This is a genomic window from Microbulbifer mixtoriginis (SeqCode), from assembly GCF_052467705.1.
Genome location: NZ_CP174322.1, coordinates 3,005,185 through 3,028,158, shown reverse-complemented (window position 1 = coordinate 3,028,158; position 22,974 = coordinate 3,005,185). Strand labels below are relative to the sequence as shown.

The following is a 22,974-nucleotide window of genomic DNA, read 5'->3' as shown; positions in this document are numbered from 1 at the left end:
CAGGCAGTTTGCTACGGTCCCTGGCGGGGCCTTCGCGGGACGCCCAATGCTGCGGGCGTTACGTTAAAAAATGGAGTAACAATGAATAAATTTGTATTAGTTTTTTTACCTTTTGTTTTAGCCGGTTGTGCTACAACCTATCAAGGACCTCAATCTGGTGAGATCGCAAAGATTAATTTTAAACTAGAAGAGGGTCTTAAAGATGGTCCTACTGTTTCAATGTTTGAGGGGCTAGAGTGTAATCCAAGCGAGTACGGAGAATATATCGGTGATCTTTGGGACGGAAACTGGACCGAACCATCAACGCTTGAATTTACTGTGAATGTGCCAGCAAACAAACTCCTGTCTTTTGAATTCTTTGATCGTACTGTATTTACTGGTGAAATGGTTATGGAGGGGCAGTTCTGTCGGCATACATTTGCCTTTATTCCTGAGTCTGGTGCTCACTACACATTTACTTATGGGAATTGTGAATACAAGGGTGTGGTTACAGAAACCAAAGAAGAAATCACAACACAAAAGCCTACTGGGAAATGTCACAGTGGTAGGTATTTCGGTGCCTACTAAATCACGTAACAAAGCAAGGTGTGTGATGCTTCGCACCCGTACTCGCGGCGATACGTAGAATATGATCACAAACGTACTGTTGACAATTTTAAGCAGCGCATTTCTGGTGTGTCTTATCTCCAGCTTTGTGATTCTGTTTCGCTTACTGAATGAAGAATGTAGTAATAGTTGGTTTATACGAGCAGCTGGATTGTTTCTGTTTTCAGGTAAGTGTTTAAAAGAGAAAGGAAAACCATTCCTTCGCTACTATTGGTTTTCCTTGCTTGGTGCGTTGATTTCGGTATTCCTAATAGTTGTAGTTGTCTACTTTGGAATTCCGGAGTTTAGAGAAGAGGTTGATACGATTTTTAGTCTGAGTACCAGGCCCAACGTATAACAATGCCGGGCAAGATGCTCCGGGCCTTCGGCCCTCCGCGGGACAGCTTACCTTGTGCACGTGGTGCGCGGGTCGCTATGCTCCCATTTCGCGCAACACGCGCACAAGGCAAGTTGCCCCTGCCGGCGGCGTTATGTGTCTATAGGAAATTAGAATTGTACGAACGTCTACCAGACAAGGAGCCAACATCATTCGAGTTAAAGATCTTCAAGTGGGTATTTCTTCCTGTAATTGCCATTGGTTTATTTCTTATATTCTCTGACGTAAGCAAAGGTCGGAATAGGTGTGAGAATATCTGCCTCGAAAAAGAGTTCCCTGATTTTCGTTATACCCCTAGCGGGCGTTATGGCATTGGTGGCAATACGTGCCACTGCTTAACAGAAGAAGAAAGTAACATTAAAAATCGCATACCCGAGGGTACTCGTGTATTTTGAGCATCAACACATAACCAGGCTAGTCAAGCTCGCCCAACCCCTTCGGGGTCGGGCTGGACAGCCTACGCTTCGCTTCGGCTGCCCTTGCTAGCAACGTTAAGCATCCATGAGAGTCACATGGAATATTTTAAGAATTTTGACAGACAGCTACTAAAGAACTGTTCAAATCTGATTTTCAATAGATATGGACGCCACATGCCCGTCCCGGGCTCTGATGCTATATATGCCAGAAGAGATTACGTCAACTATCGACTAGGGGCATCATTTCAGCAGCTAGGAATTCTAATGCAAGTGGTCAAATCTCAAGCTGACAAATATGAGAACATCAAGGGTGATGCCGGTGAGGAAATCATATTTACCATGAGCGCGATTAAGCAAGTTAGCTACTGCCTAGATAATTTGATATTTAATTTAGCCTCCATGTCTGACTATGTTGGAAACTACCTGGGGTTATTTATCTACGGTTCAAAATTTCAAACTATCAAGTGGAACGGATTAGTAAATAAAACCAACCAAATATATAAAGAGCATGACTTCGGTTCAATAGTTTCTTCAGAGCACAAAGACTGGTTCACGCGACTTCATAGTTTTAGAGGGGATATCATTCACAGAAAGGCGATTATGGTGGAAGTTAAGGGCTTCACAAATACTAGAATGATGCCAGAACCTGTGGATTCTTTAGAGTTCATCATCAACGATTCACTAAAAAAATATTTCCATATGATAAGAAGCGAGAAGGATATATCGGTAGTTGAGTGTGCCCACAGATTTACTGAAAGAACCATAGCAGGGCTGTCAAATTTATTAAAATCTGCAGAGTCTATAGATATACGAGAGCCAAATGCTTAACAAAGCCAAGCACTTTAGCCTTGCTTTGCAAGGCTCGGACCTCCGTTTCGCTGCGCTGCACTGCGGCCCGTGTTGGCAGCGTTAAGTGATACAAGGATAGTCAATGAAATCATTCATCATTAATCTCGTCGGCTTAGTTGGGTCTTGGTATCTGATTGATCTTACTTCCGAAAACACGCTTAATTCAGTATTTGCTCCGTTATTATTTACAGTCTTTCTAATTTCCAGTGTACTGTGGTTTATTGTGAAGTTCGGGATAACTCAGGGCTCTAGCACTGGTGGTTACTTTGGCAGTGATGATTATGGCAGTTTTGGTGGTGGAGATGGGGGGGTAGTGATGGTGGGTGTTAAATCACTTAACAAGCACATGTTGTTCGCCGCTATCGCGGCCGGACGGCTTACGCTATGCTACAGCCGCCGCAAATGCGAACGTTTATAAGGCACACAAGATTCAACCATGGGATTAATAGAAGCAATACTGTTAGGAATACAGTTTAAGAGGCTACAAAAGCCTCTAGTGTTCTTTTCTATGCTCATCAGTCTCGTTGCATTCAGTATTTTCGGTGTTGGTATAATCGGAGCACTAATTACCGAGCTTGCATCTACTGACAAAGAGTTCACTCTTCAGCTAGTTGGTGCAAGCTTTGGTCTGCTTGCCATATTAGGTGTCTTTTTTGGTCTGGCGTGGGTATGTGGTTACTTGATAAAAAGGTGCTTCGAGTAATGCCATATAACAAGTTGCTCAAGTGCACTCCGGCCGCAAAAAGCGCGGCCTCCGCGGGACAGCCTACACTGCGTTTCGGCTGCCCCTTAGCAAGGCGTTAACCGAAAAGGAAGCTCACAGTGTTGAAAGTAATATGTAGTTTGTATGGAGTGTTTGGTTTTGTAATTCTTGGAGCGCTATTTATCCCTGCCATGATGGAAACTCTATTGAGCCTCGGTACAGGTGCCGCAGCATTAAAAATAGGCACTACAGTCATTCGCGGTTTCAGCTTGATTGCCTGCGGTTTTTTTGCTTGGTTTAAGCCCAGCTTTACTAATTATGCTGCATGGCTCGTTCTTGTTGCGTGCGTTATTGGAGGGGCGGGTGATATGGTGTACAGCAAGGGTATTGTGGAGGGCTTTCAAAGTTTGATGCCAATGTACTATTACATGGTGGCTGCTCACCTGATCATAGCTCTCTTTATACAGTACTCCGTAAAAAAATATCGAGTGGCCTAAATCGGTTAACAAGTTGGTTAAGTTTACTCCGGTGGCTATCGCCACCTGCGCGGGACATCCAAAGCTTCGCTTTGAATGCCCCTTACCAAGGCGTTATTGTGGCGGTCATTTTTTAGGTGGTTTGAAGTTGCTGCAAGCACCAATCTCTTCCTGAGCACATTTCTCCAGAGAGTTTTCCTGCAAGTTGGTACCGCAGTTCCGTTCAAGTGCCTTCGTTTAAAGCCAACAAGTTCTGCAAGCTAGCTGCAGTATTGTGGAGTGCCAGTCAGTTAGTTAACCGGTGGGGAAAGTATGGTATTTTTCCCAGTAAATTTATCAGGCAGTGGCCAGCCAAAGGTGGCTGGCAGAGAGCAGGTAGGTCGTTCAGTGCGCGCCAGCTATAACCAGACCAGGCAAGATCGCCCAGCCGGTGGCTGGGCTGGACAGCCTACGCTTTGCTTCGGCTGCCCTTGCTGGCAACGTTAAGAGTCATAATCGTAAGATCAAGTTATGGGTGAGTTTATTAAAATAATGAATGTATTTCATGCTAAGAAATTTGCATGGTTTCCATTTACATTTCTCTGCCCGAGGCAAGGGAGTAGACTTGGAGTTGCGCGCTTTATTGGTACGATCATTCTGAATACTTCGTTCTTTGCTGCAATTTTGGTATTTTTGTTGTATTCCAAATTTGGTGGTAATGTTATGGATCACGTGGGGTTTACAATTATGTGGATGTACACCCTATTTGGTGGCTATTACTTATTTGTGTGCTTTTGTTGGGATCAGGAACATGGTGTCAATAACTCTTAACAATCACAGACACGCTGCTATGGCCCTTCGGGCCTCCGAGGGACAGCCACGCTGCGCTTCGGCCGTCCGTGCTGTGGGCGTTAGGAGGCCCACTAATGCAGAGAAAGCACAGAATATTCACCTACTTAACTGTGGGGATTGCTTCACTCTATATAGCTGGGTTCTTCTGCTTATACCCTCTGATAGCCAGATATACAGTTGGTGTAGAACCAGGTTATACAATCGCACGTACTGCCACTTTTCTACATAGTGCTTTTTATCAGCCATTACTTTCTTATGCAGGCCCTAAGAGCCGCATCAGCAAATTGTGGTACAAGAATTCTCTTTACTGGTGTAATAGAGTTCACGAGAGAGAGTTTTGCGAATCAAGCTCCTAACAAGTGGTTGTAGTCGCCATGCTTCTCACGGCTGGGACGGCTTTTCCGCAGCTTCGCTGCTACAAATCCGCCCCTAAGCCGGGTGTTATGTGTAGTGAGAAATTCTATGTACGAATCTCTACCAAATAGGAATTTATCAGAAGCCGGTGAGCTGTCTCAGGCTTTTAGTAAGCTTGGATTGTCGAGTTTTCATGAGGCGTGCGAGTATGTATGGAAATTACCTTACGGTAGAACGAGCGATAGAGCTAATTGGAGGCTTATTTTAACCGAAGGCCAGGGTGCATGCAGTACAAAGCACGCTTTATTAAAGGAGCTAGCCGATGAGTTGGAAATCAGCGTTGATTTAGTTGTTGGTATTTACCCCATGACTGAAGCCAACACTCCTGGTGTTGGTAATGTCTTGACTGAATATGGCTTTGAGTTTATTCCAGAGGCTCATTGCTATCTGAGTTATCAAGGCGTTAGGGTGGATCTGACACGATACGGAATTGAAGCCGATGAATTGATAAACGACTTCTTCTCTGAGAAAGTCATCGAACCAAATGGAATTGGTGAGGAAAAACAGGAATTGCACAAAGAGTACATTCGGAATGAATATGGTGAATCTGAATTTGAAGAGATTTGGAAGGCCAGGGAAGAGTGTATTACGGCAATCAGCACATAACCAGCAAAGGCAGCGGACGCCGCAAGCGTCGCTGCGCTGTTTTGGGTGTAATATTTCAAAGAAATCATGATAGATAGCAAGGAAAACCCAGTTGAATGGAGTCAATTAATGAGTGAGCTAGAAGATGCACATGAGCATCTAGGTGATCTCCTTAAAGAAATGGGATCTAAGGGGAGCATTAACATCGATGGTTATTCTATAGATATGGCTCATATTAATGCACACTTAAATCGAGCGTGGAACTCCCGTGAATTCAAAGGCGAAATGAGTAATTCTCAGTGGGAAAAGTATGGATCCTTTCCCTCTGATTTAGAGCCCATCGCGTAATAAAATATAACCAGCGGCGGCACAATCGACCTTCGGTCTGGACTCAGCACTGCGTGCTTCGCCTGTGCGCCGGACGTTATTGTGGCGGTCAGTTTTATTGATTTTCGTGGTAACTGAAGTTTTAGTGCCAACAAATAGTGGTCAGTACAGAGCAATATTTACTGGTTACAATTCAAGTAGTTTTGTTCCTAGAGTGTTTGCTCAGGTCTGGTAGAAACGGGCAGTCCGCTGCAATTTCGTGGAGTGCCTGTAAGATAGGAATTGGTAGGAGAAAGTGCGGTATTCTTTCCTCGTTAATATTGGGCGGTGACCAGCCAAGCCGTGGCTGGCAAAGTGCTCATAGGTGGTTCCGTGCGCGACAGCCATAACCAGGCCAGGCAAGATCGCCCAGCCTACGCTTTGTTTCGGTTGCCCTTGCTGGCAACGTTATGCATAAAAACTATGTCTAATCTCAAAGATCGCCGATGGCGCCGAAAAGGCCTCGATAGGAAAATCGAGAATCCTTCATGGGGGGAGCTTGCTTTTGGGAAAAAGCTTTTCAATTTGCGGCGTATGTTTCTGGCCGTATTTACTAGTGGCTTCGTATCTTTTGCAATGCTATACCAGCTTACAACCTATGGGTATTGGGAGGTCAAAGGAGTAAAAGTAGATGGTGCTCTGGGCTATGGCATGACCTTTTTTCTTCTAGTAATTTTCATAGCCCTACTTATTGCAACTATCAAAGACTGGCCCCGAGGCTAATGCATAACAAGTGACTATGGTCCTTTGTCAAGTATTTAAGCCATTTTTTCATCCCAGTAAGTGTTGTTTTTTACCATCGTATTTAGAATGGTAAGTTGCTTCCTCATACATGCGATAAGGGCTACTTTCTTTGGTTTACCAGCAGCGACCAGGCGCTCATACATTGGCTTTAATTTAGGGTGGCATTGTATTGCCGACATCATAGAAACAAACAAAACCGTGCGTACACGATGTCGCCCACCTCGAATATAGCGCTTACCCTGGAAGCTGCCGCTATCACGATTCATCGGGGCGATACCCACAAGTGCCGCAATCTCTTTGCGGTTCAACTTGCCCAGCTCAGGAAGTTCGCTCATTAGCGTGTAAGCCAGTACATTGCCGACTCCTTTAGCGCTTAATAAGAGATCGCGTTTTTGTCGCCACTCGGCAACACTATTAACAAGTTTATCAAGTTGCTTATCGACTCCTTCTAGCTCTTTCTTGATGGCTTTTAAGATAGCCTGAATGGGCCTGTGAACAGACTTGGGCATTCTCTTGAGGCGATTCTTTTGCATTGTGCTCATCTCTAAGCACTGGTTCCTGACCGTCAGCAAATCACTAATATTTCTTAGTTTTTCTGGTTTGATTGATGACAATCTTGGCTTCATAGCTTCACCAAAATGTGCGATATCAATTGCATCCAGCTTATCTGTTTTGGCAAGCCGTCCCGCTGACTTTGCAAAGTTTCTTACTTGCGCAGGATTGCAAACAACTATCGGCAGTCCCGCTTTATGAGCAGCACAAACGAATTCTAATTCTAGTCTTCCTGTGGACTCAATTAATACTCTTTGCGGTTTAAGCGGTTGTAGTTGTTTAATGGCGTCTTTAATACCCTCTTTGTTATTGCTAACACTAAAGAACTGGCCAGTAGGTCTCACATAAATATCGAGTTGTTTACTGCTGGTATCGACACCGACATTGATCTCTTGAGGTTCCATAAGATAAGCTATCTCCGCCTTGCTATTCGGGCTCGAGGCCCACATGACTATTCGAGTTATGCCTAGTGAGTGTCTGTCACGTTCATACTTGTTAACGGTCTTTATGAACCGGCGCAGCAACGAACTGTGACAAACAAGGCCTTCGGTGGCCGCCGAAGGTGGGTCTCAATTTACCCGTTAGCGAAAAGGATTTTCAACATCAGAATCGGACAAGAACAACCATACAAGAAGCAGCACGATTGCCCGCAAAATATGCGAGCTGGACGTTATACCCTTGCAGGAGAAGGATACACCGGATGATATCTTTAGAGTTTTTACTTACTTCGTTAGTTGTAGTTTTAATTCCCGGGACCGGAGTGTTGTATACTGTGGCTACCGGATTGTTTATTGGTAGAAAAGCAAGTTTATTTGCTGCCCTAGGATGCACTTTAGGCATCATTCCAGCACTCTTAGCAAGTGCTTTTGGTTTGGCTGCAATTTTTCACACTAGTGTAATAGCGTTTCAAATCGTTAAATACATCGGAGCTGTCTACTTGCTTTATTTGGCATATCAAATGTGGCGTTCCTCATCTCCTTTATCAGTTTCTAACCAGCAGTCAGACAGCAAATACTCAGGCATCATAGTAAAAGGCTTTTTGCTAAATATACTAAACCCCAAATTATCTATTTTCTTTCTAGCGTTTCTTCCTCAGTTTATTTCAGCTACAACAGAAGGTGCATTGGATAGCATGCTTACACTTGGCGTTGTGTTCATGATAATGACGTTTGGCGTTTTTATTGTGTATGGTTTTCTATCAGGTAGTTTTAGCACATTCATTATTAAATTAGAGAAAGCAAGCATTGCAATTCAGAAGCTCTTTGCAACTAGCTTTGCAGTACTCGGCATCAGGCTGGCGTTTAGTGAGCGGGTATAACAAGTCAATTAACTTCGCGCCTGAAACCTTCTCCCATTGAGTAGACGCCTACCTTTTGAATAGGGTAGGAGAAAATGCCGAAAATATTGAGCGAAGAACGTGTTGTTCAATACTCAACAGAGTTCAAAGTTAGAGTGGTAGCTCGCCCTAATCAACTGAAAGTAGATACGACTACTATCGCCAATATTATTGAAACCTCCTCCAGTTAAGTGGGTAGTAATTTTTCACTCTAAGTGTCTGAAGGCGCTAATTAATCGATGTTGCATCCTTGCTTGTGGTGAGGTTCTGGAATTCTCAAAATTTATCTATATTTTTCTATCACCTCCCTAGGTTTTATTCTGACGCGCTAGGCAATCTGATCGTCTCATCTTTAATTGAAATTCATGTCGACTAAAACAACAAAGTTAAGCTGAAGAATATGCTTTCCTTCGAGTTATTTATTTATATGAAGATGGCGCTAGGGTAGGTTTTAAATTCGCTGTTTGGAACACTTTTCTTACTCCATTCTTGTGTCTTTTTTTTGGTGTAAGTTCTTGTATTCTGGGGTATTTGGCTGTGTCCCTTCCATCGGTTAGGCTGCTTGGTAAATAGTAGGTGCGATCTAATAAGAATTTTATATGTATCGTTTGCTTAATAGCCAGCAGCATCTAAGTACTTAATACGAGAAGAACTGTAATGGTGATTAGTCTCTTCTTGGCTTGACGCTACATATTTAGAATGCTTGCGTTGGGTGACAATATTGCAGTAATGCGGACGTTATGATCACTATAAAAGGTAATGGGGGGTAGTAGTGTCAAAATTTTTAAATAGTCTACGAGGCTTTTGCTGACGGCGGAAATGTCTTATGGGACGAAAGTTCTGTTATTAATGTTAATCAAATGAAAAGGGAAGTTTAATGCGAAGCAATAAATTTTATAAGCAGGCTCTAAAAGGAGTTTTGGGTTTTCTAGTTGTTTCAGCTAGCTGGCAGGCTCAAGCCTTCACTTGCCCACAATTGGCCGATGTTACATTGCCACCAAAGTGTAGCTCTGTAGACTTGGAGAGTTGCAATGCTGCAGTACAGAATATAATTCCTGCTGCGGCCTGCGCAATTTTTGAGGTTTCGCCCGCTGCTAATGATGCAACTTTAGTGCTACGTTTTACGACACTAATTACCAACTCCTGGTTTGATGCAACAGCACCTTATCACCCTACTGCAAAAGGTGTTTATTCTGACATTGCAAGGATGCCTCAGCCATCGGATAACAGTGAATTAAATATTGCACTTTCTTACGCATCTCATAAAGTACTAAGTGGGTTGTTTCCACATTTGGTACCCGAATGGGATAACATGCTGGTTGAATTAGGTTTGGATCCCTACAACCTTTCTGAAGATACTACTACGCCGATTGGTATTGGTAACTATGCCGGCCGGAAGGTATTGGAAGGGCGCGCCAATGACGGTATGAATCAGTTGGGTAATGAGGGAGATCAGCTATATCATCGTTTACCCTATGCCGACTATACCGATTTCAAGCCAGCTAATACGGCATACAAATTACGCTTCCCTTCTAAATGGCAACCAGCTGTTTTAATGGAGCGCCCTGGCGTATTCCGGGTTCAGCAATTCGTAACCCCTCAAATTGCACTGACAACACCCTATAGCTATGAGTCTCCGGATGAATTCACCTCTCCAATACCTCTAAAGTCGAAAATCTGGAACTATCCAAGTTATGTTGCGCAAGTTAATGATGTACTGAATACGTCAGCGAGCTTGACGGATGAACAGAAGATGAAAGCCGAGCTGTTTGATATGAAGATATTCAGCTTGGGCTTTGCTGCTGTATTTGCATCTGAATCTCAAGGTCTTTCGTTGATGGACTTCATTCATTATGACTTCCTCACCAATATGGCCGCTTTTGATACCGCTATTGCAATTTGGAAAGAAAAGCGTCGCCATAATTCAGTACGGCCTTTTTCTGCCGTTCGTTATATTTATAAGGACGAGCTAGTTACTGCTTGGGGTGGCGTAGGCAAAGGAACAGTGAACGACTTGCCAGCTAGTCAATGGACAAGCTATTTGCCAGTAGCAGATCATCCTGAATATCCCTCTGCATCTGCCAGTTTTTGTGCAGCTCACGCAGAAACAAGCCGCCTATTTTTACCTCAAGGAGATACGTTAGGGTATAGTGTACCTGCTCCTGCGGGGAGCTCACAGATTGAACCTGGTATAACACCACAAGCTGATATGTATTTGCATTTCCCGACTTGGACATCGTTTGAGGAAGACTGCGGAAACAGCCGTGTTTGGGCTGGTGTGCACTTTGAACCTTCAGTACCAGCGGGCCAAAAGATAGGCCGTGAAATTGCGAGCCGTGCCTATCAATTTTATCTTTCAAAAGTAGCAGGCGAATAATAAGGATTTATCGGGGCGGAGAGTGTATTTGCTGATTCAATGGTATGATTAATGATTACACTTTGCGTCTTGCTCCTTATGCGCAATCTTTCCGCTTTGTCATAGCGGCGTAGCGGAACTTGGGTGAGGTGACTAGATTTTCCTGAGCTGTTAAAGTGTTTGTTATTTTGATTAATTTTTCCTTAGTTATGGATAGAGAGAAGTAACCAAAATGAGGAAATCAGATAGACTTTTTCAGCTTACGAACATTTTAAGAACTCACCAGCCTATAACAGCAAAAGAACTTGCAAAAAAATTATCTGTTTCTGAACGGACAATCTATAGGTATATGGATGATCTCTCTGTATCGGGGATTCCTGTTTATGGTGAAGCAGGTGTAGGGTATCGCCTTTCAAGTGGTTTTGAACTTCCCCCATTGCAATTAACACAAGAAGAATTTGAAGCGCTTATTATTGGTTTAAATTTACTGTCTTCATGGACTGGGGCTGAGTTAAAGCAATCTTCACTTTCACTGTTAAGTAAAATTGAAGCTGGTTTACCTGATCTTGGGAAGTATGACCTCCATAAAACAGTTAGGGTACCAGGTAAGCATTTAAGATCAGTGGACTTCAATTTGTGGGACCAGCTTCATAAATCGATTAGTTCAAAGCAGTGGATTTATCTTTCGTATACTTCCCTGGTAGGCAGTAGGTCAAAGAGAATCGTTTATCCCTTGGGTCTCTTCTATTGGGGTGGCAAGTGGACCCTTGGTGGATGGTGTGGTTTAAAGCAAGAATATCGTGACTTTAGAATTGATCGTATTGAAAGCCTTGACCTGGAAGTGTCCCAGCGTGAACTTCCCACTAATGTAAGCTTGTCAGATTATATTGAAGTGCAGAAAAGCTCATCTTTGCAAAACACTACTGACACAATGCTGTCAGGAGTCTAACTCGATAATGTGACCTCCACAGAAGGAGTGAATCATGTTATATCACAATCGAACGGCTGATTTTATAGGTTTTGAATTTGCTACATTTCGTCTCCGGGAAGGTGTTTCGGAGAAAGACTTGATAGCACTCTCAAAAGAGGTGGATGATGCGTTTTTATCCAAGCAAGAAGCTTTGTTATCTCATTTCCTTCTGCGAGGTAAAAATGGCATCTACGCTGATGTCGCTTTAGCCTCAACCCAGGAAAGGGCTGAACAGATTTGTCAGTTGTGGCTGGATAATGAAGTTACAAAAAAGTATTTGCAGCTTCTTGACTCGGAATCTGTTGATATGACATTTTGGTCGAGAATTGCTTGATAGATAGCTAGACACAGAACGAAAGTAATAAGGAGTGTCACTTTTTGTGCTGCTCTTTATTTATATCAGTTTTGATCTGAATTGAGAGGGTGACTTCGATAAGTGTTCATTTTGTTCAAATGTAAGTACTACAATTTTTCCTTCGGGTGTTGATTACGCTTTGCTGCAATAACTGGTAGGAAGTAATGCCCCTCTCCTCAAAAGTTCCCCTTCAAGGTTTCCTCTTGCTATGGGACTGTGAGGTCTTCAATTGATTTACAGTGATGATTAGAGCGATGTAAGGCTGTTTCGGGGGCAGTAAGAAGTTGCCCCCGAGTAATACCTTCATTGGTCGTTATTTCCGTACCAGTAACAAGCCGGTTTCGGTGTGGTCTGTGTAGGGGAATTGATCGAATAAGGCAAAGCGCTCGATGCGGTGGGTCCTGCTCAAGAGTTTGAGGTTTTCCAGCTGGGTCCCCGGATTACAGGAGATATACAGAATGCGAGGGAAGCGCGCAACCATTGCACAGGTATCTTCATCCAGACCGGCGCGGGGGGGATCTACCAGCACAGTATCAAAACTGTAACTATCAAGATCTATATGAGCGAGGCGACGAAATGGGCGAACCTTATCGATAGCCTGGGTAAACTCCTCACTGGATAAGCGCACGATATCCAGATTATTGATGCCGTTTACCTGAATATTCTCCTGGGCAGAGTTGACCGAAACCTTGGAGATTTCAGTGGCAAGTACTTTCTCAAAATTTTCACTGAGTGGAATGGTAAAGTTGCCATTGCCGCAATAGAGCTCAAGCAGGTCGCTGGAGTTCTGGCCGCAGGCATTCTTGGCCCAGTGGATCATGGAACGGCAAATGTGCCCATTGGGTTGGGTAAAGCTGCCTTCTACTTGTTTGTACTGATAGCTCTTGCCATCGATATCCAGTTTTTCGGTGACGAAATCTCGCTCTAACACCATTTTCTGCTTGCGCGAGCGTCCAAGGATAGGGAAGCCCAGTTTTTCTTGTAAGGCCCTTGCTTCCTGTTCCCAGCTCTCTTCCAGCTTTTTGTGATAGATGAGTGTGATGAGCGCATCACCACTCAAAGTGGTAAGGAATTCGGCGGAGAACAGGCGCTTGCGCAGTATCTCGCTGCTGTTAACGGCCTCCAAGACCTTGGGCATTAGCTGATTCATTAGTTCCGAGCCCACGGTAAATGTATCGATGATAAAAGGCTTTTTATACTCACCCTGGCGATACATGGCGTAATGAGCTACGCCGCCTTCATGCCAAACCTTGAACTCGGCGCGAAGCCGGTAGTGAATGGGCGGAGATGGAAATAGCTCAGGCTCCAGATTAGTAAATTCACGATAGGCCTCGGCCAGGCGCTTGGCCTTTGCATGGAGCTGGTCTTGATAGTCGTCGGTGTTAACGCGGTGCAGTGCCATATTAAAATACGGTAGTCTCAATGGTAGAGCGGGCGCGAATTATATAGGAATCCGTATGGCAATAGGTGAGATTGCAATAAGAGTGTCTGGGCAGGGGCTTCAGGAGTTTACCAGCCAAGTGGCCGATTGGGTGTCGAGGCTCAATGTGGGGGAGGGGCTTTGTACGCTATTTATACAACATACTTCGGCGAGCCTGCTGATCCAGGAGAATGCTGACCCCAGCGCGCGCAGGGATCTTGAGCAGTGGCTCAACCGGCTGGTGCCAGAGGATGATCGCCTCTATACCCATACTCTTGAGGGGCCAGATGATATGCCAGCCCATATCAAAGCGGCCCTGACTGCCACTAGCCTCTCGATCCCTGTGCAAAATGGGCGGCTAATGTTAGGTACATGGCAGGGTATCTATTTGTGGGAGCACCGACACCACCAGGGTGAGCGCAGAGTTATTCTCCATATCTAAATGTTCGGCCTAGAGGCAGTTGGTGGGCTTGGGGAGACCGGCAATTTTGCTGGCAATCTTGGCTGGGCTTGGGGGGAACAGCTGCATGAGGTAGATGCTGCGACCTTTTTCCGAGCCCAGGTGCTGGCCGATAAACTTTACTAGCGGGCGCATAGCGGGAGATAGTTCAAATTGGCGATAAAATTCCTGCAGCAGCTCAATGACCTCCCAGTGGGCGTTGGTCAGCTCGATTTTCTCGGCGTGAGCTAGCTCTTCGGCCACATCGCGGTTCCAATCATTGAGGTCTCGCAGGTAACCCTCTTTATCCAGAGGGATTTCCCGGCCATTTACAGTTAGGTTGCTCATTGTATTGATCACCGGAACCAACTGACTATGGGGTTATGCTCGGTACATAGTTGCACCCAGCGAGCATCGTTGATCATCTCTACTGAGGCGAGTGTCGAGCTGGCCTGTATGCCGCGGGCTTCGCTATCGGCTATCAGGCAGTAGACCTTTGCTTCTTGTAGGTCGTGCAAGGCTTGGTGCTTCAGGGCGTAGACCCCGTCTTCAAGCAAGAGTAGGGCATCGCCTTCGGTGAGACTCTGCAGGCAATCGTGTAGGGCCTGGCTGCTAAAAGGCGATTTACTGACAATATGTAAGGTCATCTTAAAAACTCAACACGCACTGGTAAGCAGCGATTAGCTTCCCTGGCTTAGTAACCAGGGAGATTTCCGCTCCGGGAATCTGTATTTGGTCAGGGTGAATACCTCTTTGCTCCAGGCTGTGCTGGCACACATAGAGCTGTTCGACCCCAAACATAGGGAGTGCCATAAGGTTCCGGTACAGGTTTTTTTGTTCTATGGCCTCTGGAGCTTGGTTGTCCAGTAGTTGGAATACGCCATCGCCAAGGAATAACAAATCAACGTCCTGTTCCATAGCCGCTGAGGCGAGCACAGCTTCAATCCCCTCTCGGGCCAGGGCGCTCCCATAGGGTGCAGCCCTGCATAGGGCCAGGGTCTGGTTTCCCATTGTTAACCTCCAAAAGTGATCAGGCGCTCAGAGTTGGCAACGGCATCGGTGAGCTGGCCGAGGCCGGCCAGTTCGAAGCCTTCTGCAAGATTGGCTGCTGGCTTTTCCAGGCGGTTTGCTTCCCGCTGGCTTAAGACACCGCGTCTCTGCGCTGCGGCGATACAGACGACCAAATCCAGGTTGTGTTTCTGTTGCAGTGATTGCCACCCATTGATCAGGTCGGCTTCGTCCTGGGGGGGCGCGGCAATATTGTTACCGTTTTGTATGCCATCACAGTAGAAAAAAATCCGGTAGATTTCATGACCCTCGGCCAGTAGCGCTTTGGCAAAGCGCAATGCGCTGGCTGCCGATTGCGAGGCGTGCGGAGCGGAGTAAATTGCCAGGGAAAACTTCATAGGGGGCCAAATAGTAAAATGCCCCGCAGAGCGGGGCATTGGGTCTAGCTCAGCAGCACTTATGCTTAGTCGTCAGAGGAAGCGAACCCAAGAATGTGCAGCAGGCTGGTGAACAGGTTGAAGATATTCAGGTATAGGGAAGCCGTTGCCATCAGGTAGTTAGTCTCACCGCCGTTGATGATACGGCTAGTGTCATACAGGATGAAACCTGACATCAGCAGGGCAACAACACCACTCAGGGCAACGCTGACCAGAGGCATGTGAATGCCGAAGAAGCCTGCGATGATGACTGCCAGGAAGCAGACCAGTACAGCGATCAGGCCAACAGCCAGGAAACCACCCATAAAGCTGAAGTCTTTGCGGGTAGTCAGTACGTAAGCAGACAGGGCAAAGAAAATCAGGGCTGTGGTACCTAAAGCTTGCATTACGATCTGGCCGCCGCCAGCGAGGCCCAGGTAATGGTTAAGCAATGGGCCGATAGATGCGCCCAATAGGCCGGTGAATGCGAAAACAACACCTACGCCGGCGCTGGAATTGGCAGTGCGTGGCAGAACGAACCAAATCAGGGCCAGGGCTCCCAGAGAGCAGATCAGGCTCATGCCGCGGCCCATGCCGACGGCCATAGAGATACCGGCTGTGACAGCACTAAAAAGTACAGTCATGGCCAAGAGGGCATAGGTATTGCGCAACACCTTCGCCGATTCCGAGCGGTCCAGTGCACGGGTATTTGTATAAGCTTGCGGTTGCATTTAGCGACTCCTGCTATTTAATCGATACCGGAATCATATAGCTCGCGGTGGGGACCATCAAGTCGGGAAATCCCTTTTAGGCGCTGGCTATAAATTGAGTTGAGTTCGAAAAACCGCAGTTTTTTCAGGGTTTTAGTCGAATCTTCTCCTGCTATTAATAGGGACCGCTGGAGATTTTTCAAGGGGTTTTGCTTGCTTCGGGCCTAAAAGGCACCTCGATATCGACAATCAAAGGCAGGTGATCCGAAGCTTGTCGGGTCAGCACGGTACGTGGCACTCGCACTTTTTTTATCACAATGCCGGCGCTCAAGAAAATATGATCGATTCGCACCTTGAGAAAAGTGCCTTTAGGGCTATGCCTGGGTGCTTGCTCCTGGGCATCGCGCAGGTAGCCGCAGAGGCGTTTACACTCGGCGGAAGTGGGCAGTGCATTGAAGTCACCGAGTAAAATCCGTTCGCCTTTACAGCGAGGGTTGCTCAGCCATTCTGGTCCCAGCAGGGCATCCACCTGCAGTAACCGCTCTGCGCGCGAGAGTCCGAGATGCGTATTGATCACCTGAATTTTGCTGCCATTATGCTCAACCTCTACCCAAATGGCGCCGCGAGGTTCATCTGCAGCGGGATTGAACAAGCGCCCCTTACCCTTGGGTGGCCCCGGTAAAATTCCTTTTTTGATCAGCTTTGCCGGTAGGTGAGTGAGAATGGCGTCGCCGTAACGCTCTTCATTGAGGTTAATAGCTGGCTGAAAATGCACATCCATTGAGAGCAACCGTGCCAGTCGCTCAGCCTGATCAAGCCCCCCGGTGCGTTTGCGTTTCACATCCAGTTCCTGCAAGGCGACAATATCGGGGCGGTAGCGGGCGATTACCCTGGCAATACGCTGCGGTGACAGAGTACCGTCGGTTCCTTTACAGCTATGCACATTGTAAGTCATGACTCGCAGAGTTTTTTGTGGCAGCTGGTGCTCATCCAGTTTCATAGGGTGGGCGCCGCGCAGGTAGGCCCTCGCAGCAGAGCGTAGATCCTGGGGGCGCCAGTAGCCCAGCCGCGGATCTGGTGGCTGTATATCTTTAGGCATTAGGGCAAAGGCGTGGGTTTCCCTGGGGCCGGCGGCACCGTGGCTGCCGTTTTCCATGGCGAAAGTCAGAGGCTGTTCCTCGCTGGAGCACCAGCCGTACATCATAAAGTCGCCGGAGTCGGGGTGACTGCACAAGCTGATCATGTCGGCAATGGATTGCTCGGGGTAGGGGTGCTCGTCCCCCATCAACTTGCGGCCGTCTTCGGGTAGCCTCACCGGGCCATGTTTCCACCATCCGTGCACCGGGGACTTTGCCGAAGTGGGGTCCACCCGATAGAGCACCAGAGGCACATGGGCCTGTTCAACTATTTTGCGAGCGACCTCTTCGCGGCTGATATTACCCAATTCCAGGTTGTAGAGCATGGCCAGAGGGCCAAGGGCGGTGAGTGCCAGAGGGGTTTTACTGGTGCTGCAATCAACAGACCTCTCCTGTTTTTCTATGTCTTTTTTATCTATCCATTCGCTGCCAAACAAGCGCGCCCGCTCCAGCTGCACGCCGTGCCTGCTTTGGCCTGGCTCAATTTCTGGCGGTTTTGCGAGATCGGATAATGTCTCTGACAGAGCATCGCCAAGACTGCGGCCAAAGACCTCCTCGTAGGGCTTGGTTTGTTCCTGGCCATGATCGGAAAAAATCCACACATCGTAGTGGCGCCGATCGGAGGCATGGGCGGCACGCCAAATGCGGGCTATGGCATCGTCGATACCCTTCAATACCCAGTGGGCGAACGCCGAGCGCGGGCCGCGTCGGTGGGACTGCTCGTCATAACCGAGCAAATTTACATAAATAATGGGTAGGCCGCGGCTGATGTCCACCTTGACCCCCATGGTGCAAAATTCTCTTGAGAGAATGGTGATACCGACCCGGGTGGGGACAAACATCAACTCCTTGAGCAGGTTTTGCCCCTGCATCACGCCGCGTATGCAGTCTACAAGGGATAGCAGCAACTCCACCACAATCAGTGCAGCTGTGCGTATCAGACTCCATAAGTTGGTCAGGATGAGAACGGCAATGGTCCAGGGGCTGGCACTGCGCAGGGCTGGACCCCAGCCCTGATCGGCTGGGCAAAAGTGTGCCTCGCCGGTTTTGGTACCGGCGCGAAACAGGCTCAGGTAGCAACTGCCATCGCGCAGAAGGGGGTCACGCTGTTTGAACATATCCCTGCTTTCCACCAGCGCGGCCACTTCCGGGTCGTACATACGGCCGAGTTTTTGGGTTTCATGAATAAGAAAGCCAAAGGCCGGTACCGCCTGGCGCACACCGTAGAACAGCTCTGCCTGTACGGCGGGGGTGGTGGAGGGAATCCCGGAAAACATGTGTTCCAGGCGGTAGTGTTCTTTGCGGATCAGGCCCTTTAAGAAAGGCATCCGGCCCCCGGAAAGAGCCTTTAAGAGTTCCGGATGTGCCAAACCATCAATCTGGATCAGGATCAAACCCGGTGCGTGGGGTTGGCGGCCGCTGGTGGAGAGTCCTAACAGTTTGGCGATCCACTCGCTGCGGCTGAAGCGGCGGCGCCAGCGCCTAATGGAAAGTCCGACTCTGCTTAACATAATGGGCGGCTATGGCTCCGGTGCCTGGCCAAATGCCGCACCGGCGGCTCCGGTCAACCCTTCGATAATCTCCCACTGGGCACCAATAAGATTGCGCATGCGCATCCACTGGGCGAAGAGGGAGTCATCCAGGGCCCATCCGTATTTGAGCAGAGGTTGATAGAGATCCAGCGCTCTCTGTGCACAGCTGTGCATAGAGAAATCCCGTGCGGTGTTTAAGGCTTCTCGGTTGAGAGCCTGGCGTTGTTCCGGGGGTAGCTGGTAAAGCCAGCGGATTGCCTCAATAAAGCTTTCCAGGTTTATTTCCGTCACCAGTCGCCCATTTTTACCATTGCGTACCATTTCCCGGGAGCCGTTGGCATCCAGGGCAATAACCGGTACCCCTCCAGCCATGGCCTCAGAGAGCACTAGCCCCTGAGTTTCACTAGTAGAGGCGAAAACAAAAGCGTCCATGGCGTTGTACATGTCCCGGCGCGCCTCGCCGAGCACTGCACCGGGCATATGCAGACGCTGGGAAAGCCCCCGGCTGGCAAAAATTGCCTGCAGCTCATCCTCAAGAGGTCCGCTGCCGGCAAACAGGAAGTGAGCGTTGCCTTCATCCCGCATAAATCTCGTCACTGCATTGCAGAGGAAACGCAGATTTTTTTCCTGACCAAAGCGGCCCAGGTGGCCCACCACAAATGCGGACTTGGGAATACCCAGGCGCCGACGCACCTTGCTGCCGTCGCCGTTGTTGTAGTCCTCCAGTTGAACGCCCGTGGGCACCTCGGCGATGGGGGTTTGAACGCCGCGCTCGCGCAATAATTTAACAATGCTGTGGCTGGGTGCCAGTACCAGGCTGGACAGGTTGGCATAGCGTGTGGCCAGCTCAATCACGAAGCGTTTCAGCACTTGAGAGTCAGCGGGTACATAGTGGGTATAGTGCTCATAGAGCGTGTGGTGGGTGAAAACCAGCGGTAGCTCCCGCTGCCGGGCTACCCGAAGGGCAGTCATGCCCAGAAGAAAAGGGTGGTGGGCGTGAACGATATCGGGCTTGAATTGATCTAGCCGATCACTCAAATCCGGTGAAAAAGGCAGTGCTACTGAGAAGTCGCTGCCATTGAAATTTTGGATGGCGTGGATGCGTACAACGTGCTTTTCCCCGGCGATTTTCTCTGGAAATTCCGGGGCCACGATCAAAACCCTGTGCCCTCGCTTGCGATATTCCTCGCTGAAAGCAGCGACCGAGTGCGCCACGCCACCGACATGGGGTAAGTAGGTGTTGGTCAGCATGACGATATTCACTGGGATTTTAACTCCACAGATTGCAGCCCCTCGCCAACCAGTGTGGGTGGAAAGCCAATGGGGTTAACAGCAATGGCCGGTGGCTTTCCGTACCAGTCTGCGGTCCAGGAGACCTTTGGGCGGACTCCGGGAGTGATCTCCAGGGAAATCACTCCAAAGCGCGTCGGCGCTGGGCCGAAGCGAATGGGGACCTTGGCAGACGTATCCTTGAGCCATTCCGGCGGTAATCCTGAGACCAGTATCAAGGCGTCCTGTTCCTCTCGCACAAAGCAATTGCGCTGCATGGCGACCCACTCTGCAGCGGCCCAGGCATGCTGCCCGTCGCCCATGCAACCGCCCAGGGAATGGGGGTGGATGGCTTCAGGCCACTGGCCGGTGGGGGAGGCCAGTTTGGCGACACTGCGCATCAACTCCAGGCATCGCCGATCCCCGGCGCGCAGTAAGACCTGGGCAATATGTAGTGTGAGGTAGGCATTGATACCCGAGTGGATCATATCTTGAAAGAAACCGCCGCTGACAAAGCATTTGTCGATCAAAAAGTCAGCCAGGTCGATCAAGCGGGGATCATCTGGGGGGTAGAGCTGTAGTGGATAGCCTGCCACCACGGACCCGATAGCTCCGGCATCCAGGCGCCGGTTGGGAGAGGCCGGCATGGCGGATCTTCCTAGCCGTTCTTGAGCACTGCTGAGGCTTTCGTCAATGGTGCGCTGAAAATCATTGGCGGCAGTGCTGAATCGGTGTGCATTGTCGTCGATGCCTTCTCTGGTGCAGATGGCGGCAGCGGCGTGTAATCCGGCTACTCCCCAAAAGTCATCCCAGTAGTAACAGTCGTTGGGGCCCAGGTGCTCTGCACTGAAGCCCGCTGGTAACAGGCCCGCACAGAGGCTGCCATCCTGGGGCAGGCGCTTGTTGATAATCCATCTGGCTCCCTTGAGGATGGGCTCGCACCAGAATTGCTTAAGCGGCTTATTTGCCAGTTGGCAAAATAAGTTGAATATCCAAAGAGCTTCACCGTTGGAATCCCACTCACCATCCTGGGAGTGAAAAAAACCATCGCGTTTTTGTCGATGGGGAAACTGATCCAAAGCCCGTTCTGCGCGATCTATCAAGCCTGCGTAAAGCAGTGACTGGATCATAAAGGCGGCATCCCGGAACCAGAATCGCTTGTAGGTGTAGGGGCCTGGGTACACATCTTTGGGGGAGTGCAGAATTAGGGTGCGAATGGCTGAGTCGTAGAGGAATTGGAAGTCCCGATCTGGAATCTTGAGCGCGCAGTGGCCTGCCAAACTTTCCGCCCAGTCTTTCGTCTCTGTGTCTTTAGGGGTTTCGCTGTCGAGGGGAATTGAAACTTCCAGCTTCAGAGGTTTGTGACGCTCTAATCGAAACATGGCTGCAGCGGAGGCCATGCCCACATCACATTCACCCTGCATACGCCCAGTTTCGTCTTTCAAGTGCAGGTAAATATCCCCACCGCGATAATCTGAGGCCAGGTGCTTGTCGATGGGTTGACTGAATAAAACCGCTTGCTTGTCTTCAATGAGCCACCCCCGGCCTTGGTCATTGAGGCGCACCTTGTGTACAAAACTGACCCCCTCTGGATTACATGGGCGCAGGACCACCAATAGCCAGCCGCTGTCCCGGCAACTGGCGGTAAGTTTGATGTTGCAGTGGGGGGCTCCATCAATGGCTTCTACGGATACAGTGTTGCGCAGTTTGAGTCCGTGGCGAGCGGATTCCGTAACCACAGAGAGGTGATCATCCAGTTCCTGGTGTTGCTCACAGTAGGTGAGGGAGGCGGGAGTTAATTCCTCGCCACCGTCGCCGATTACCCAGGCATCAATGGACCACCCATCGTAATAAGGTGTGACCAGGCCACGGGGATCGACCACCGGCAAAGCCTCACAGTCCGGCAACCCCACAGCGGTCCAATTGCGGTGGCTGAGGTTACAGTGGGTAATAGAAAAAGCCCGGGGGATAAACGAATTATCTCGTGGGTCAAACTGGCGTTGTATCCAATAGGGCCAGACCCAGTCCAGATTGTGCTGGATTACCTTGCTGTTGATCAGTGCACGGGCGTGAAATACCGCACCCGCACGCAGTAGCTCAATGGGCTCGCTGACTTCTGAGGGTTCGGCGAAGCGCTGTAAGCGAGCCATCAATGTCAGCGGATCAAGAAAACCGTGGGCGGTGGCAAATCGGCGTACGAAGAAGCGCCACGGTAGCCATTTCATCCAGGGCATCAGAGATCCTCTTCTTTCACGATCTTCTTCAGGGCGCGTCGCGCCATGCGTGTGAGGCCGATCAAGGCTAGTACAGCAAGTACAAACCCCATGATGTAAAGCGCCCATTGCACCGTAGTGCGCTCCTCCACCTCACCCAGGGAGGTTAGATCCGCGGCGATGGAGCCTACATACACATTGTTCAGGGTAAGGGGAATTACCCCCAGAGCATTGCCCAGTATGAAATCCCGCAAGCGAACCGGTGTTAGCCCAAAGAAATAGTTGGAGAGCTTGAAAGGGAACAGTGGTACCAGGCGGGTTAACATGATCATCTGCCAGCCCTCACGACGAATCACTTCGCCCACCGTGGCGGGCTTTATGTGGGACATAATCCAGCGTGATGGCCTCTCTCCGAGCAAGTAGCGGGCAATCAGAAAGGCCAGGGTTGCGCCTAGGACGGTTCCCACCAGTACCAACAAAGTGCCTTTGATTACTCCAAATACAAATCCTGCGCCCATGGTGAAAATAACACCAGGCAACAACAATACGATCGCCAGGGCAACGATTAACACGAATAGCAGGCTGGTTTGCCAGCCCTGCTCATTGAGCCACTGGAACAGTTCGATCAGTCGCTCATCCAGGTTGAAATACATCATCAGGCTGAGCGCACCGGCCACGGCGATCAGGCAAATCAGAATCACAATTACCGGTAGGAATTTCACCGCCATAGAACTGCTCGGGAGCCAACAACAAGCGGTTTTGATCGCCGCCAGTTATTAGCCTAGCCAATGGAAAAGGGCAGGTGAAACTTCATTTTGACGCACCCGGATTTTATCGGGCGCTAGCACCTAGAAAGGATTTATTGGCGGGGAAATGGCTCAGGCAGATATAAAAAA

24 protein-coding genes are annotated in these 22,974 nt (G+C 48.7%); 13 read left to right on the top strand and 11 right to left on the bottom strand.

Going from position 1 to position 22,974, the window contains the following annotated elements:
- Window positions 1-81: 81 nt before the first annotated feature.
- The 8 genes from ACJJIB_RS13200 (at window position 82) to ACJJIB_RS13165 (ending at window position 6,345) form a co-directional block, all read left to right on the top strand.
- Entirely contained in the window at window positions 82-567 is a 486-nt protein-coding gene (locus ACJJIB_RS13200; RefSeq protein ID WP_444886402.1) for a hypothetical protein, read from the top strand.
- 1,095 nt (window positions 568-1,662) lie between these two features.
- Window positions 1,663-2,226, top strand: coding sequence for a hypothetical protein (locus ACJJIB_RS13195; protein WP_444886401.1), 564 nt, complete (start codon window positions 1,663-1,665; stop codon window positions 2,224-2,226).
- Window positions 2,227-2,329: 103 nt separating this feature from the next.
- Window positions 2,330-2,665 carry a hypothetical protein gene (locus ACJJIB_RS13190; RefSeq protein WP_444886400.1) on the top strand — a complete coding sequence of 112 codons (336 nt, stop codon included), beginning with the start codon at window positions 2,330-2,332 and terminating at the stop codon, window positions 2,663-2,665.
- Between the two features lie 18 nt (window positions 2,666-2,683).
- Window positions 2,684-2,950, top strand: coding sequence for a hypothetical protein (locus ACJJIB_RS13185; protein ID WP_444886399.1), 267 nt, complete (start codon window positions 2,684-2,686; stop codon window positions 2,948-2,950).
- 119 nt (window positions 2,951-3,069) lie between these two features.
- Entirely contained in the window at window positions 3,070-3,447 is a 378-nt protein-coding gene (locus ACJJIB_RS13180; protein ID WP_444886398.1) for a hypothetical protein, read from the top strand.
- Window positions 3,448-4,719: 1,272 nt separating this feature from the next.
- Window positions 4,720-5,277 carry a hypothetical protein gene (locus tag ACJJIB_RS13175; RefSeq protein WP_444886397.1) on the top strand — a complete coding sequence of 186 codons (558 nt, stop codon included), beginning with the start codon at window positions 4,720-4,722 and terminating at the stop codon, window positions 5,275-5,277.
- 108 nt (window positions 5,278-5,385) lie between these two features.
- Window positions 5,386-5,604, top strand: a complete 219-nt coding sequence (locus ACJJIB_RS13170; protein ID WP_444886396.1) for a hypothetical protein — start codon at window positions 5,386-5,388, stop codon at window positions 5,602-5,604.
- A 441-nt stretch (window positions 5,605-6,045) separates the two neighbouring features.
- The gene (locus ACJJIB_RS13165; protein ID WP_444886395.1) at window positions 6,046-6,345 is read left to right on the top strand and encodes a hypothetical protein; all 300 of its coding nucleotides are present in this window, start codon (window positions 6,046-6,048) and stop codon (window positions 6,343-6,345) included.
- A 35-nt stretch (window positions 6,346-6,380) separates the two neighbouring features.
- Here the strand turns inward: ACJJIB_RS13165 and ACJJIB_RS13160 are convergent, their stop codons facing one another.
- Window positions 6,381-7,322 carry an IS110 family RNA-guided transposase gene (locus tag ACJJIB_RS13160; protein WP_444886394.1) on the bottom strand — a complete coding sequence of 314 codons (942 nt, stop codon included), beginning with the start codon at window positions 7,320-7,322 and terminating at the stop codon, window positions 6,381-6,383.
- 296 nt (window positions 7,323-7,618) lie between these two features.
- Between ACJJIB_RS13160 and ACJJIB_RS13155 the strand changes: the two genes are divergently transcribed.
- The 4 genes from ACJJIB_RS13155 to ACJJIB_RS13140 all read left to right on the top strand — a co-directional run bounded on the left by ACJJIB_RS13155 (window position 7,619) and on the right by ACJJIB_RS13140 (window position 11,914).
- Window positions 7,619-8,236 (top strand): LysE family translocator, encoded by a 618-nt coding sequence (locus ACJJIB_RS13155; RefSeq protein WP_444886393.1) that lies wholly within the window; start codon window positions 7,619-7,621, stop codon window positions 8,234-8,236.
- 895 nt (window positions 8,237-9,131) lie between these two features.
- A complete protein-coding gene (locus tag ACJJIB_RS13150) occupies window positions 9,132-10,631 on the top strand; it encodes a vanadium-dependent haloperoxidase (protein WP_444886392.1) in 1,500 nt (499 codons plus the stop codon).
- 211 nt (window positions 10,632-10,842) lie between these two features.
- On the top strand, window positions 10,843-11,559 hold the full coding sequence (locus ACJJIB_RS13145) for a helix-turn-helix transcriptional regulator (RefSeq protein ID WP_444886391.1): 717 nt from the start codon (window positions 10,843-10,845) through the stop codon (window positions 11,557-11,559).
- Between the two features lie 34 nt (window positions 11,560-11,593).
- On the top strand, window positions 11,594-11,914 hold the full coding sequence (locus ACJJIB_RS13140) for a hypothetical protein (protein ID WP_444886390.1): 321 nt from the start codon (window positions 11,594-11,596) through the stop codon (window positions 11,912-11,914).
- Window positions 11,915-12,248: 334 nt separating this feature from the next.
- On the opposite strand, the gene trmA is transcribed toward ACJJIB_RS13140, so the two are convergent.
- Entirely contained in the window at window positions 12,249-13,337 is a 1,089-nt protein-coding gene (gene trmA / locus ACJJIB_RS13135; protein WP_444886389.1) for a tRNA (uridine(54)-C5)-methyltransferase TrmA, read from the bottom strand.
- 55 nt (window positions 13,338-13,392) lie between these two features.
- Between trmA and ACJJIB_RS13130 the strand changes: the two genes are divergently transcribed.
- Complete coding sequence (locus ACJJIB_RS13130) at window positions 13,393-13,797, top strand: secondary thiamine-phosphate synthase enzyme YjbQ (RefSeq protein WP_444886388.1); 405 nt, start codon at window positions 13,393-13,395, stop codon at window positions 13,795-13,797.
- A gap of 9 nt (window positions 13,798-13,806) precedes the next feature.
- Here ACJJIB_RS13130 and ACJJIB_RS13125 read toward each other — a convergent pair whose 3' ends face one another.
- The 9 genes from ACJJIB_RS13125 to ACJJIB_RS13085 all read right to left on the bottom strand — a co-directional run bounded on the left by ACJJIB_RS13125 (window position 13,807) and on the right by ACJJIB_RS13085 (window position 22,806).
- Complete coding sequence (locus ACJJIB_RS13125; RefSeq protein ID WP_444886387.1) at window positions 13,807-14,142, bottom strand: TusE/DsrC/DsvC family sulfur relay protein; 336 nt, start codon at window positions 14,140-14,142, stop codon at window positions 13,807-13,809.
- A gap of 8 nt (window positions 14,143-14,150) precedes the next feature.
- Window positions 14,151-14,441, bottom strand: a complete 291-nt coding sequence (tusB, locus tag ACJJIB_RS13120) for a sulfurtransferase complex subunit TusB (protein ID WP_444886386.1) — start codon at window positions 14,439-14,441, stop codon at window positions 14,151-14,153.
- Window position 14,442: 1 nt separating this feature from the next.
- Window positions 14,443-14,805, bottom strand: coding sequence for a sulfurtransferase complex subunit TusC (gene tusC, locus ACJJIB_RS13115; RefSeq protein ID WP_444886385.1), 363 nt, complete (start codon window positions 14,803-14,805; stop codon window positions 14,443-14,445).
- A 2-nt stretch (window positions 14,806-14,807) separates the two neighbouring features.
- Window positions 14,808-15,200, bottom strand: coding sequence for a sulfurtransferase complex subunit TusD (gene tusD, locus ACJJIB_RS13110; protein WP_444886384.1), 393 nt, complete (start codon window positions 15,198-15,200; stop codon window positions 14,808-14,810).
- A gap of 65 nt (window positions 15,201-15,265) precedes the next feature.
- Entirely contained in the window at window positions 15,266-15,949 is a 684-nt protein-coding gene (locus ACJJIB_RS13105) for a Bax inhibitor-1/YccA family protein (protein ID WP_152453311.1), read from the bottom strand.
- Between the two features lie 178 nt (window positions 15,950-16,127).
- Complete coding sequence (locus ACJJIB_RS13100; protein ID WP_444886383.1) at window positions 16,128-18,575, bottom strand: endonuclease/exonuclease/phosphatase family protein; 2,448 nt, start codon at window positions 18,573-18,575, stop codon at window positions 16,128-16,130.
- 9 nt (window positions 18,576-18,584) lie between these two features.
- Window positions 18,585-19,859: a glycosyltransferase gene (locus tag ACJJIB_RS13095; protein WP_444886382.1), complete on the bottom strand. Its 1,275-nt coding sequence runs from the start codon at window positions 19,857-19,859 to the stop codon at window positions 18,585-18,587.
- The gene (locus tag ACJJIB_RS13090; protein WP_444886381.1) at window positions 19,856-22,099 is read right to left on the bottom strand and encodes a hypothetical protein; all 2,244 of its coding nucleotides are present in this window, start codon (window positions 22,097-22,099) and stop codon (window positions 19,856-19,858) included. Before ACJJIB_RS13090 ends, ACJJIB_RS13095 begins: the two co-directional genes overlap by 4 nt.
- Window positions 22,099-22,806 (bottom strand): TVP38/TMEM64 family protein, encoded by a 708-nt coding sequence (locus tag ACJJIB_RS13085; protein ID WP_444886380.1) that lies wholly within the window; start codon window positions 22,804-22,806, stop codon window positions 22,099-22,101. The genes ACJJIB_RS13090 and ACJJIB_RS13085 overlap by 1 nt, the downstream gene beginning before the upstream one ends.
- Window positions 22,807-22,974: the final 168 nt, after the last annotated feature.

Excerpts from the sequence above, each read along its gene's own strand:
- ACJJIB_RS13200 (WP_444886402.1), top strand. The coding sequence starts at position 82 with ATGAATAAATTTGTATTAGTTTTTTTACCTTTTGTTTTAGCCGGTTGT.
- ACJJIB_RS13195 (WP_444886401.1), top strand. The coding sequence starts at position 1,663 with ATGCAAGTGGTCAAATCTCAAGCTGACAAATATGAGAACATCAAGGGT.
- ACJJIB_RS13190 (WP_444886400.1), top strand. The coding sequence starts at position 2,330 with ATGAAATCATTCATCATTAATCTCGTCGGCTTAGTTGGGTCTTGGTAT.
- ACJJIB_RS13185 (WP_444886399.1), top strand. The coding sequence starts at position 2,684 with ATGGGATTAATAGAAGCAATACTGTTAGGAATACAGTTTAAGAGGCTA.
- ACJJIB_RS13175 (WP_444886397.1), top strand. The coding sequence starts at position 4,720 with ATGTACGAATCTCTACCAAATAGGAATTTATCAGAAGCCGGTGAGCTG.
- ACJJIB_RS13170 (WP_444886396.1), top strand. The coding sequence starts at position 5,386 with ATGAGTGAGCTAGAAGATGCACATGAGCATCTAGGTGATCTCCTTAAA.
- ACJJIB_RS13165 (WP_444886395.1), top strand. The coding sequence starts at position 6,046 with ATGTCTAATCTCAAAGATCGCCGATGGCGCCGAAAAGGCCTCGATAGG.
- ACJJIB_RS13160 (WP_444886394.1), bottom strand. The coding sequence starts at position 7,322 with ATGGAACCTCAAGAGATCAATGTCGGTGTCGATACCAGCAGTAAACAA.
- ACJJIB_RS13155 (WP_444886393.1), top strand. The coding sequence starts at position 7,619 with ATGATATCTTTAGAGTTTTTACTTACTTCGTTAGTTGTAGTTTTAATT.
- ACJJIB_RS13150 (WP_444886392.1), top strand. The coding sequence starts at position 9,132 with ATGCGAAGCAATAAATTTTATAAGCAGGCTCTAAAAGGAGTTTTGGGT.
- ACJJIB_RS13145 (WP_444886391.1), top strand. The coding sequence starts at position 10,843 with ATGAGGAAATCAGATAGACTTTTTCAGCTTACGAACATTTTAAGAACT.
- ACJJIB_RS13140 (WP_444886390.1), top strand. The coding sequence starts at position 11,594 with ATGTTATATCACAATCGAACGGCTGATTTTATAGGTTTTGAATTTGCT.
- trmA (WP_444886389.1), bottom strand. The coding sequence starts at position 13,337 with ATGGCACTGCACCGCGTTAACACCGACGACTATCAAGACCAGCTCCAT.
- ACJJIB_RS13130 (WP_444886388.1), top strand. The coding sequence starts at position 13,393 with ATGGCAATAGGTGAGATTGCAATAAGAGTGTCTGGGCAGGGGCTTCAG.
- ACJJIB_RS13125 (WP_444886387.1), bottom strand. The coding sequence starts at position 14,142 with ATGAGCAACCTAACTGTAAATGGCCGGGAAATCCCTCTGGATAAAGAG.
- tusB (WP_444886386.1), bottom strand. The coding sequence starts at position 14,441 with ATGACCTTACATATTGTCAGTAAATCGCCTTTTAGCAGCCAGGCCCTA.
- tusC (WP_444886385.1), bottom strand. The coding sequence starts at position 14,805 with ATGGGAAACCAGACCCTGGCCCTATGCAGGGCTGCACCCTATGGGAGC.
- tusD (WP_444886384.1), bottom strand. The coding sequence starts at position 15,200 with ATGAAGTTTTCCCTGGCAATTTACTCCGCTCCGCACGCCTCGCAATCG.
- ACJJIB_RS13105 (WP_152453311.1), bottom strand. The coding sequence starts at position 15,949 with ATGCAACCGCAAGCTTATACAAATACCCGTGCACTGGACCGCTCGGAA.
- ACJJIB_RS13100 (WP_444886383.1), bottom strand. The coding sequence starts at position 18,575 with ATGTTAAGCAGAGTCGGACTTTCCATTAGGCGCTGGCGCCGCCGCTTC.
- ACJJIB_RS13090 (WP_444886381.1), bottom strand. The coding sequence starts at position 22,099 with ATGCCCTGGATGAAATGGCTACCGTGGCGCTTCTTCGTACGCCGATTT.
- ACJJIB_RS13085 (WP_444886380.1), bottom strand. The coding sequence starts at position 22,806 with ATGGCGGTGAAATTCCTACCGGTAATTGTGATTCTGATTTGCCTGATC.